General features: G+C 74.0%; 9 protein-coding genes. 3 read left to right on the top strand and 6 right to left on the bottom strand.

Features of this window, described 5'->3' with window-relative positions:
• Positions 1-103: 103 nt before the first annotated feature.
• Positions 104-766, bottom strand: coding sequence for a response regulator transcription factor (locus AAW13_RS03960; RefSeq protein ID WP_046732682.1), 663 nt, complete (start codon positions 764-766; stop codon positions 104-106).
• A gap of 235 nt (positions 767-1,001) precedes the next feature.
• Here AAW13_RS03960 and AAW13_RS44680 point away from each other — a divergent pair, with 235 nt between their 5' ends.
• Positions 1,002-1,787: a COG4705 family protein gene (locus tag AAW13_RS44680; protein WP_046732683.1), complete on the top strand. Its 786-nt coding sequence runs from the start codon at positions 1,002-1,004 to the stop codon at positions 1,785-1,787.
• Between the two features lie 13 nt (positions 1,788-1,800).
• On the opposite strand, the gene AAW13_RS44675 is transcribed toward AAW13_RS44680, so the two are convergent.
• The gene (locus tag AAW13_RS44675) at positions 1,801-3,006 is read right to left on the bottom strand and encodes a cytochrome P450 family protein (protein WP_046732684.1); all 1,206 of its coding nucleotides are present in this window, start codon (positions 3,004-3,006) and stop codon (positions 1,801-1,803) included.
• Between the two features lie 169 nt (positions 3,007-3,175).
• Between AAW13_RS44675 and AAW13_RS03945 the strand changes: the two genes are divergently transcribed.
• Positions 3,176-4,696: an amidohydrolase gene (locus AAW13_RS03945; protein ID WP_046732685.1), complete on the top strand. Its 1,521-nt coding sequence runs from the start codon at positions 3,176-3,178 to the stop codon at positions 4,694-4,696.
• Positions 4,697-4,977: 281 nt separating this feature from the next.
• Here AAW13_RS03945 and AAW13_RS03940 read toward each other — a convergent pair whose 3' ends face one another.
• Positions 4,978-6,288, bottom strand: a complete 1,311-nt coding sequence (locus AAW13_RS03940) for a lysine N(6)-hydroxylase/L-ornithine N(5)-oxygenase family protein (RefSeq protein ID WP_420855430.1) — start codon at positions 6,286-6,288, stop codon at positions 4,978-4,980.
• A gap of 100 nt (positions 6,289-6,388) precedes the next feature.
• On the opposite strand from AAW13_RS03940, the gene AAW13_RS03935 reads away from it, so the two are divergent.
• Entirely contained in the window at positions 6,389-7,342 is a 954-nt protein-coding gene (locus AAW13_RS03935) for a methionyl-tRNA formyltransferase (RefSeq protein WP_046729152.1), read from the top strand.
• 270 nt (positions 7,343-7,612) lie between these two features.
• Here the strand turns inward: AAW13_RS03935 and AAW13_RS03930 are convergent, their stop codons facing one another.
• The 3 genes from AAW13_RS03930 to AAW13_RS03920 form a co-directional block, all read right to left on the bottom strand.
• Positions 7,613-8,500: an ABC transporter ATP-binding protein gene (locus AAW13_RS03930; protein ID WP_046729151.1), complete on the bottom strand. Its 888-nt coding sequence runs from the start codon at positions 8,498-8,500 to the stop codon at positions 7,613-7,615.
• A 4-nt stretch (positions 8,501-8,504) separates the two neighbouring features.
• Positions 8,505-9,500: a FecCD family ABC transporter permease gene (locus AAW13_RS03925; protein ID WP_240528528.1), complete on the bottom strand. Its 996-nt coding sequence runs from the start codon at positions 9,498-9,500 to the stop codon at positions 8,505-8,507.
• A 164-nt stretch (positions 9,501-9,664) separates the two neighbouring features.
• The gene (locus AAW13_RS03920) at positions 9,665-10,690 is read right to left on the bottom strand and encodes a FecCD family ABC transporter permease (RefSeq protein ID WP_046729150.1); all 1,026 of its coding nucleotides are present in this window, start codon (positions 10,688-10,690) and stop codon (positions 9,665-9,667) included.
• Positions 10,691-10,757: the final 67 nt, after the last annotated feature.

Genomic DNA, 10,757 nt, shown 5'->3' with positions numbered 1-10,757 from the left:
GTGCCAGGGGTGGGTTGGGGGCGCGAGCTGTCGGACGCCGGTTGGCGGTGCGGGGCGTCAGGGGCGGCGGGAGTGGCGGGAGCGGCGGGGGTGGCGGGGGTGGTCACGACAGGCGGTGGCCGATGCCGCGGGCGGTGCGCAGGGTCAGGTCGCTGCCGGCCTCGCGCAGCTTGCGCCGCAGCCGGCTCAGGTACTGGTCCAGGGTGTTGTCGCTGACCTGGGCTCCGTCCGGCCAGGCGGCCCGGACCAGGTCGCGGCGGCTCACGAGGGCGCCGTCCGCGGCGACCAGCGTGGCCAGCAGCCGGAACTCGGTCGGCGACAGGCCGACCTCGGCGGCGCCCACGCTCGCCCGGTACCGGGCGGCGTCCAGGACCAGATCCCCGGCGGTGGCAGCGGCCGGCGGGCCGGCCCGTTTCAGCGTGGCCCGCAGCCGGGCGAAGAGTTCGGCGAGATGGAAGGGCTTTGGCAGGTAGTCGTCGGCCCCCGCGGCGAACCCGGACAGCCGGTCGGTGAGGCCGTGCCGGGCCGTGAGGAGGATGACCGGGGCAGTGAAGCCGTTGGCGCGCATCGCCTGGCACACGTCCCGGCCGTCCGCGTCGGGCAGCCCGACGTCCAGCACGGCCGCAGACAGTCCGGTCTCGGCCAGCCGCAGGGCGGTGGTGCCGTCGGAGGCGGGCACCGGTTCGTAGCCCTCGTCGGCCAGGGCGCGGCGCAGCACGTCACGCAGGGCGTGATCGTCCTCGACGACCAGGATCCGGTGCCGCATGGTCTCTCCGATCCCTGAGCGACTACAGGGGTGTAGACGTACTCCGGGAACTCTAGACCATCGGGCGAACCGCCACCTCTATCACCTCGGGAACCGCTGTGAACAGGGCATTCGCAGGGACGTTCAGGTTGCGCTCAGGTTGCCGGGGCCCTGGTGAAAGCCATGCACCAGAAGCCCCAAAACAATGGCAAAGGCATCTGTGGCACCGAAGGTGTCCCGTGTCATCGTGCGGCTCATGACCACGGAGCACCTCCTCGACGACCGACCCCGAGCCCCCCTGCGCGCCCTGGCGAACAAGGTGCCGGAGGTGACCGCCTACTTCTGGATCATCAAGGTGCTCACCACCGGGATGGGGGAGACCGCCTCGGACCTGCTCGCGAAGGTCCTCGGTCCGGTGCCGGCGGTCGCGCTCGGCGGGCTCGCCCTCGCCGTCTCGCTGGCCGTGCAGTTCGCCGTGCGCCGGTACGTCGCCTGGGTCTACTGGACCGCCGTCGTCATGGTCAGCGTGTTCGGCACGATGGCCGCCGACGTCCTGCACGTCGGCCTCGGCGTGCCGTACACGCTGTCCACCCCGTTCTTCCTGGTCGCGCTGGCCGCGGTGTTCGCCCTCTGGTACGCCGTCGAGCGGACGCTGTCCATCCACGGCATCCGCACCCGCCGTCGCGAGGCCTTCTACTGGGCCGCCGTCCTCGCCACCTTCGCCCTCGGCACCGCCGCCGGCGACCTGACCGCCACCGCCGGTCTCGGCTACCTCGGTTCGGCGGTCCTCTTCGGCGCCGCGATCTGCGTGCCCGCCCTCGTCCACCGGGCCGGCGCCCTGAACGCCGTGCCCGCCTTCTGGGCGGCCTACGTCATCACCCGCCCCCTCGGTGCCTCCCTCGCCGACTGGATGGCGGTCGGCCGCCCCAGGGGCGGTCTCGGACTCGGGCTGGGACCGGTCACCCTCGCCTGGACGGCGGCCATCGTCTGCTTCGTCGGCTACCTGGCGGTCTCCCGCCGGGACACCTCCACCGCGGCCTGATTCGGCGCCCCCGTCAGTAGCGCACCGGAAGGGCGAGCAGCCCCCGGGTGCGCATCGACGGGCGCCAGCGCAACTGCTCGACAGGTACGTCGAGTTCGAGGCCGGGCAGCCGTTCCAGGAGGGTCGCGAGGGCGATCTCCGTCTCCAGGCGGGCGAGCGGCGCGCCGAGGCAGTAGTGGATACCGTGCCCGAGGGCCAGGTGACCGGTGGCGTCCCGGCCGATGTCCAGCCGGTCGGGTTCGGGGAAGCGGCGCGGGTCCCGGTGCGCCGCCGCCAGGGACAGCAGCACGGTCTCGCCCGCCGGGACGGTGACCCCGCCGATGGTGACGTCCTCGGTGGGGAAGCGGCGGATGGCGAGCGGGGCGGGTCCGTCGTAGCGGGCCAGTTCCTCCACGGCCGGGCCGATCCGGGCGGGGTCGGCCCGCAGCGCGGCCAGCTGGGCGGGGGCGGTCAGCAGGGCCAGGGTGGCGTTGCCGATGAGGTGGACGGTGTTCTCGTACCCGGCGAACAGGATGAGGAAGGCCAGGGACATCAACTCGTCCTCGCTGAGCCGGTCCTCCTCGTCCCGTACGGCGATCATGGCGGAGAGCAGGTCGTCGGCGGGTTCGGCGCGCTTGCGGGCGAGCAGTCCGGCGAAGAAGGCGAGCAGCGCGCCGACCGCCCGCTTCGCGCGCTCGGGCCGCGCGGGGTCGGGGACCACGAGGGCGTCCGTCCAGGACCGGAAGTCCGGCCGGTCCCCCTCGGCGACCCCCAGCAGTTCACAGATGACGGCGATGGGCAGCGGCGCCGCGTAGGAGGCGACGAGGTCGGTACGGCCGAGCGGCACGACGGCGTCGAGCAGCGCGTCGGCGGTCCGCCGGACGGGTTCGCGCAGGAGGGCGACGCGGCGCGGGGTGAACGCCCGCGACACCAGGCGCCGGACCCGGGTGTGGTCCGGCGGGTCCATGTTCAGCAGGTTGGCGTCGAGCGCGGGCGGCAGCGCGAGCCCGCGGTAGCCGCCGGGCCGGGCGTGCGCCTTGTCGAGCGAGAGCCGCGGGTCGGCGAGCGCCTGCCGCACGTCCTCGTACCGCGTCACCAGCCAGGCGGGCAGCCCGTCGGTCCCGGCGATCCGGTGCACGGGCCCGGCCTCCCGCAGCCGCGCGTACCCGGCGTAGGGGTCGGCCGGCAGCTCGGCGGGGTCAACGGCTGCCGGTGAGCCGGTAGTTGTACGAGCGTCCATGCCCCCACCCTAGTCAGCCCCCCGTCCGCCGGCCCGGCCGAGCCGGTTCCCCCGTGGGTGGACTGTTGCGTCCGGAAGCCCTGGTGCGATCAAATGAGTTAGGTAACCCTAAGTTTCTGCTGGCGCCGTTCGGGGCGATCCCGTCCAGGGCGTCACGGCTGGAGGCTCGATGACGGACTTCGCGCGGACCCCCCGCCGCCCCGCGGTCACGCTCGGCCGGGTGCGGTTGGGGGCGGGCGGACCGCTGGTCGGTGTGCGGGTGGCGGACGGCAGGGTCACCCATGTGATCGCCGAGCGGGAGCGGGGGTCTTCCGCGCCCGTCGGGACGGCCGCGGACGAACGGGTCGTCGACCTGGAGGGCCGGGTGCTCCTGCCCGGACTGTGGGACGCCCACGTCCACCTCGCGGAGTGGGCCGGCGTGCGCCGTCGGCTGGACCTGTCCGGCACCGGCTCCGCGCGGGAGGCGGCCGACCGGGTGCGGCGGCACGCGGGCGGCGCGGCCGCCGGGACCGTGCTGTTCGGGTACGGCTTCCGGGACGCGCTGTGGCCGGACGCCCCGCACAAGCGGCTCCTCGACGCGGTCTCACCGGACCGGCCCGTCGCCCTGGTCAGCGCCGATCTGCACGCCGTGTGGCTCAACTCCGCCTGCCTGGCGCTGGCGGGCCGGGGCGACCACCCGACCGGTCTGGTCCGGGAACACGAGGGGCACGAGGTGCTCTCGGCGCTTCCCGAGGCGTCACCCGAGACGGTGGACGGCTGGGTCGCCGACGCCTGCCGGGCCGCCGCGGCGCGCGGGATCACCGGCGTCATCGACTTCCAGTTCGGCGACACGGTGGGTGCCTGGGAGCGCCGCTCGGCACAACTCCCGCCCGCCGTACGGGTGTCCGCCGCCGTCTATCCGGAGCACCTGGACGCGGCCGTCGCGCGGGGCCTGCGCACCGGGTCCGGGATCGGCGGGCACGGCGACCTGGTCCGGGTCGGCCCGCTCAAGCTCTTCACGGACGGCTCGCTCAACACCCGTACGGCGCTGTGCCGCGACCCCTACCCGGGCCTGGAGCACACGGACGGCTCGCACGGCCTGGAGCAGACGTCACCGCGGGACCTGGTGCGGCTCATGCGCCGGGCCGCCGCCCACGGCATCGAACCCGCCGTGCATGCCATCGGCGACCACGCCAACACCGTGGCCCTGGACGCCTTCGAGACCGTGCGCTGCCGTGGCCGGATCGAGCACGCCCAGCTGCTCAGCCCCGAAGACCTGCCGCGCTTCGCGGAGTTGGACGTGATCGCGGGCGTGCAGCCCCGGCACGCGACGGACGACCGTGACGTGGCCGACCGGTACTGGGCCGGCCGTACCGGACGTGCCTTCGCCTACGCGGACCTGCTGGCCGCCGGTGCCCGACTGGAGTTCGGCTCGGACGCCCCCGTCTCCCCGCTCGACCCGTGGCTGGCCGTCGCGGCGGCGGTCGGCCGCACCGACGACGACCGCCCCGCCTGGCACCCGGAGCAGCGCCTGCCCCTGCGGGACGCGCTGGCGGCCGCGGCCCGCGGGCGACGCCTCATCAGGGTCGGGGACCCGGCCGACCTGGTCGTGGTGGACGTGGACCCGCTGGACGCGGACCTGGACACGCTGCGCGCGATGCCGGTGCACGCCACGATGACGGACGGCCGCTGGACCCACGGCCCGTACTGAGACCGCGACACCGCCCCGCCCCGCCCGGGCAGGTGGTGCGCGGGGCCGGGTGGTCGGCGGGTTCGTGGGCGGGTGCGGGCTCGGTGGGGGTCGGTCGCGCAGTTCCCCGCGCCCCTGACGGGGCGCCTGCCCCCGGGCGTTCCGGAAGGGCAGGGTGTTCCGGGGGAGCGGCGGCGGGTAAGTGGTGCGCCGGGGTGGGTGGGTGGGTGGTGTGCGTGTGGGGAGAGGTCCGTGGCCCGGGCGGGGCCGGGGTGTCCGGGCCACGGGGGTGCGGGGGCGGCTCAGGCCGCTGCCGCCCGGTCGGCCACCAGGGCCCCGTGGATCTCCGCCGCCCGGACCGCGACCGTCGACAGCAGGGTGCTGGTGAGCCCGTGGGTGTGCTCGGTCCCGCCCTGGAGGTAGATGCCGGCGCGCACCTCGGGCGCCGTCTCCACGCGATGGTCGCGGCCGACCCGGATCTCGTCGCCGTCGTCCTTGAGGCAGAGCTTGGCCGTGTCGCCCAGCAGCCCGGCCAGGTCCCGGGGCCGGTAGCCGGTGGCGAGCACCAGCACGTCGGCGGCCATCGCCCGGCGCTCACCGGTCGGCAGGAACTCGACGGTGACGCCGAGGCCGCCGTCCGGCCCCGGAGCGACCTCCCGGACCCGGGAGACGTTGAGGAAGCGCAGCCGCTCCCGGCCGGCCACCTTCTCCCGGTACGCGGTGGCGTACAGGGACTCGATGAGATCCATGTCGACCACCGAGTAGTTGGTGGACCGGTGGTAGTCGAGCAGGGACTGCTTCACCTCGGACGGCGCCGAGAAGTAGACGTCGACCGCCTCCGGGTCGAAGATCCGGTTGGCGAACGGGCTGTCGTCGGCGGGTGTGTAGCCGTACTTGGCGAAGACCGAGCACACCTCGGCGTCCGGGAAAGCGCGGTGCAGGTAGTCCACCGTCTCGGCGGCGCTCTGCCCGGCGCCGAGCACGACCGCCCGCCGCACCGGCGCCCCCGACCGGGCCAGTTGCTCCGAGCGCTGCATCAGCTCGCTGTTGTGCCAGACGCGTTCCGCCAGATCGAGGCCGGGAGGGACGTGCGGTTCGAGTCCCGTCGCCACGCTGATGTTGCGGGCCCGGTGCGTCACGGTGCCCCCGGGGCGCGCGGTGTCCCGGCAGGTGACGTCGAAGAACACCACCTGGCCGGCCTCGTCTGCCACCGGGTCGACCGCGAGCACCTCGCTGTCGTACGACACCAGGTGCGCGACCCGCGCCGCCGCCCACTCGAAGTACTCGTGGAACTCCATCCGCAGCGGGAAGAGCGTCTTCTGGTTCAGGAAGTCGATCAGTCTGCCCTGCTCGCGCAGGAAGCACAGGAAGCTGTAGTCGCTGGTCGGGTTGCGCAGGGTGACGAGGTCCTTGAGGAAGGAGACCTGCATCGTGGCGTCGTCGATCAGCATGCCCCGGTGCCAGCCGAACCGTGGCTGGCGTTCCAGGAACAGGGCGTTCAGCCGGCGGTCCGCCGTGAGGCTCGCGTTGTGTTCCTCGACGGCGATGGACAGAGCGAGATTTGACGGACCGAAACCGATCCCGACGATGTCGTGGACGACATCGGAACCCATGACCGGTGATTTCACCGTGGCATCGCCTCCCTCAGGCAGCCTCATGCTAGATAAGGTAAGGCTTACCTAGCAATGGAGTCGTTGAAGGGAAGGGCCATTCATGCGGGTCGTCATGCTCGGTTACCAGACGTGGGGTCACCGCACGTTGCAGGCGCTGCTCGGCTCCGACCACGAGGTGGTCCTCGTCGTCACCCACCCGAAGAGCGAGCACGCCTACGAGAAGATCTGGGGCGACAGCGTCGCCGAGCTGGCGGAGAAGCACGACGTGCCGGTCCTGCTGCGCAACCGCCCCGACGACGCCGGACTCCTCGCCGCGGTGAGGGAGTCCGGGCCCGACATCATCGTGGCCAACAACTGGCGGACCTGGCTGCCCCCGGAGCTGTTCGACCTGCCCCCGCACGGCACCCTCAACATCCACGACTCCCTGCTGCCGGCCTACGCCGGGTTCTCCCCGATCATCTGGGCGCTGATCAACGGCGAGGAGCGGGTCGGGGTCACCGCGCACCGGATGAACGCCGAACTCGACGCCGGGGACGTCCTGGTGCAGCGTTCCGTGCCGGTCGGGCCCGCCGACACGGCGACCGACCTGTTCCACCGGACCGTCGACCTCATCGCCCCCATCGTGCGCGAGTCCCTGGACCTGATCGCCTCCGGCCGGGACGCCGGGCGGTGGATACCGCAGGACCGCACCCGGGCCAGCTTCTTCCACAAGCGTTCGGCGGAGGACAGCCGGATCGACTGGAGCTGGCCCGCGGAACGCCTGGAGCGCCTTGTACGGGCCCAGTCGGACCCGTATCCGAACGCCTACGCCTTCCAGGGCGGCGAGCGGCTGAGGATCGTCTCCGCGGCCGTCTCGGCGGGGCGTTACGGCGGCACGCCGGGCCGGATCTTCATCCGCGAGGGCGACGGCGTGGTCGTGGTGGCGGGCCCCGACGCCCACACCGGCCGCGGCCGGGGGCTGCTGGTCCGCCGGGTCCGCACGGACGACGGCACGGAGCACGCCGCGACGGACTGGTTCCGCACGATGGGCGGATACCTCACGTCCCACCCCTGACGCGACTCCCGGCAGCCCCGGCTCCAGGCCGCCCCGGCTCCCGGCGCCCCGCCTTCCGGCGCCCCGGCTTCCGGTGCCCCGGCTTCCGGTGCCCCGCCTTCCGGCGCCCCGGCTCCTGGCGGCCGGGCCCGGCACCGGCACCGGCACCGGCACCGGCGTCCTGCGCACCGGCGTCCTGCTCCTCACGTCCCGTCCGTGACCTGAACGGCGCCCGGCTCCGGCGCACTTGCGCCGGGGCCGCGATCGCCCTCGTCCCGTGCCGACGGCCCGTCAGTCGAGCGCCGCAGGTACCGCGTCCTCGGTCTCCCGGGCGTCGCCGTCGTGGTGGTGGCGCCCCAGCGGGATCACCATCGGGGTGCCGCTGACCGGGTCCGGGGTGATCCGGCAGCGCAGGTCGAAGACGTCCTCGACGGTCGCCTCGGTGACCACCTCGGCCGGCGCGCCCTCGGCCACGATCCGGCCGGCCTTCATGGCGATCACGTGATCGGCGTACCGGCAGGCCTGGTTGAGGTCGTGCAGCACCATCACCACCGTGCGGCCCTCGCGCCGGTTGAGGTCCGTGATCAGGTCCAGTACGTCGATCTGGTGGGCGAGGTCGAGGTAGGTGGTCGGCTCGTCCAGCAGCAGGACCGGGGTGCCCTGGGCGACGGCCATGGCGATCCACGCCCGCTGCCGCTGGCCGCCGGAGAGCTCGTCCACCGGCCGGTCCGCGAGTCCGGTCAGGCCGGTCGCCGCCAGCGCCGCCCGGACCGCCTCCTCGTCGGCCGCGGACCACTGCCGCCACCAGGTCTGGTGCGGGGACCGGCCGCGGCCCACCAGGTCGCCGACGGTCAGCCCCTCCGGCGCCACCGGGGTCTGCGGCAGGATGCCGAGCCGGCGGGCGAGTTCGCGGGTCGGAATGGACCGCAGGGCGGTACCGTCCAGTTCGACCACGCCCTCGCGCGGAGCCAGCAGCCGGGCGAGGGCGCGCAACAGGGTCGACTTCCCACAGGCGTTGGCCCCGACGATGGCGGTGATACGGCCGGTGGGCACGGTGAGGTCCAGGTTCTCCACCACCGGCCGGCCGTCGTAGGCGAGATGCAGCCCGCGTGCCCGCAACTCCACGCCGACAGGGCGTCGTTGGGCGGACGGGGTCGGCCGCGGGTCGGTGGTCGACATCGGATCAGCCTCCAGATCCCGCGCGGTTGGCGCGGACGAGCAGCCACAGCAGGACCGGCGCGCCGAGGGCGCCGGTGACGATCCCGACCGGCAGTTCCGTCCCGGGGACCGCCTCGCGGGCGAGGAGGTCGGCGCCGAGGACGACGAACGCGCCGGTGAGACCGGAGACGAGCGGGGGCGGTGCCGGGGTGCCGGCGAGCCGCAGCGCGATCTGCGGGCAGGCCAGGGCGACGAAGGCCACCGGTCCGGCCGCCGCGGTGCCGAAGGCGACCAGGCCCACGCCGGTCAGCAGCAGCGCCAGCCGGACCGGCTGCACGGGCGTGCCGAGCCCGGCCGCCACGTCGTCGCCGAGCTGGAGCGTGCGCATCCAGCGGCCCAGCCCCAGGGCGACCGGCAGCAGCACGGCCAGTGCGATGGCCAGCGCGTCCACCTGGCCCCAGGTGCGGCCGTTGAGGTTGCCGACCAGCCAGCCGAGCGCCTCCTCGGCCTCGAACCGGTTCCCGCGGGCCACCAGGAAGTCGGTGGCGCTGGTGCAGATCCAGGAGACGCCGATGCCGACGAGGATGATGCGGTAGCCGGTGGCGCCGCCCTTCCAGGCCAGCGCGTACACCAGCAGCGCGGTGGCGAGGGCGCCGAGCAGCCCCAGCGTGGACAGTCCGAGGCCGCCGGTCCAGCCGAGGACCACGGCCGCGACCACCGCGGTGCCGGCGCCCTCGGTGAGCCCGATCATGTCGGGGCTGGCCAGCGCGTTGCGGGTCATCGTCTGGAACACGGCCCCGGAGACCCCGAACGCGACGCCGACCAGCAGCCCGGTCAGGGCGCGGGGCAGCCGCAGGTCCTGGACGACGATGACGGTTCCCGGATCGCCCGCGCCGAACAGCGCCTTGACGACCCCGGGCAGGGTGACCGGGTAGTCGCCGACGGCCAGACCCCAGCAGAACAACGTGAACGTGCCCACGGCGACGAGCACTCCGGTGAGCAGCAGGCGAGGTCGCAGCATGCCGGAGACGGGGGGCACGGCCAGCCGGAACGGCCGGTCGCGCAGCACGGGCCGTACCGAGGACGACCGTTTCCGGGAGTCCGTCGGGGAGCCGGCCGCCGGCTGTGCGGGCCCGGCGGGAGCGCCGGGCGAGGACGGGGCGGGCGAGGGCGGGGCGGGCACGCTCACACCTCCGCGAGCTTGCGGCGGCGGACCAGGGCGATGAAGAACGGGCCGCCGAGGAAGGCGACGAGGACGCCGGCCTGGATCTCGGTGGGCCGGGCCACCATCCGGCCCGCGATGTCGGCGGACAGCAGCAGTACGGGAGCCAGTGCGGCGGAGAGCGGCAGCAGCCAGCGGTGGTCGGGGCCGATGCCCGCGGACTGGGCGAGCAGCCGGGCGATGTGCGGGACGACCAGGCCGAGGAAGACCACCGGGCCGATCACGGCGACCGAGGCGCCGGTCAGCAGCACGATCGCGGTGACGCCCTGGAGCCGTACCAGGCCCAGCCGCCGGCCCAGGGAGGCGGCCACGTCGTCGCCGAGGGCGAGGCTGTTCAGGGCGGGCGCGCAGGCGAGCGCGAGCACGGCCCCGACCGCGAGGAACGGCAGGATGCGCACCAGGTCGCCGGAGTCCTGGTCGGCCAGCGTGCCGGCGGACCAGAAGCGGTAACGGTCCAGCGCGTCCTGGTCGGTGAGGACCACGGCGCTGGTCAGCGAGGACAGCAGCGAGGTGACGGCCACGCCGGCGAGGGCCAGTTTCACCGGGGTCGCCCCGGACCTGCCGAGGCGCCCGAGGAGGAAGACCAGGACGCTGGCGGCGAGCGCCCCGGCGAACGCGAACCACACGTAGCCGTACAGCGATCCGACCCCGAACACCGCCACGGACACCACGATCGCGAAGGACGCGCCCGCGCTCACCCCGAGGATCCCGGGGTCCGCGAGGGGGTTGCGGGTCAGGGCCTGCATCAGCGCGCCCGACATGCCGAGCGCGGCGCCCGTGGTGAGTCCGAGCAGGGTGCGCGGGATGCGCACCGACCAGATCACGTTGTCGACGAGCCGGCTGGGCGGACGGCCGAGGACGGCGCGGACCACCTGGTCGAGCGGGACGCTCAACGCGCCCAGGGCCACCGAGAGCAGGGACAGGAGGACCAGGAGGGCGACGATCCCCGTCACCAGCGCCGTGGCGCGAAGCCTTCTGCCTGAAGCCACTTGCGGGTCTCCATGCCGTCGTCCGGGCGGACCGCGAACAGTCCTGATAGCAGGTTAGGTGAGCATA

It is taken from the genome of Streptomyces humi, assembly GCF_001005085.2.
Classification (GTDB): Bacteria; Actinomycetota; Actinomycetes; order Streptomycetales; family Streptomycetaceae; genus Streptomyces; species Streptomyces humi.
This window is presented reverse-complemented; position numbering and strand designations above follow the sequence as displayed.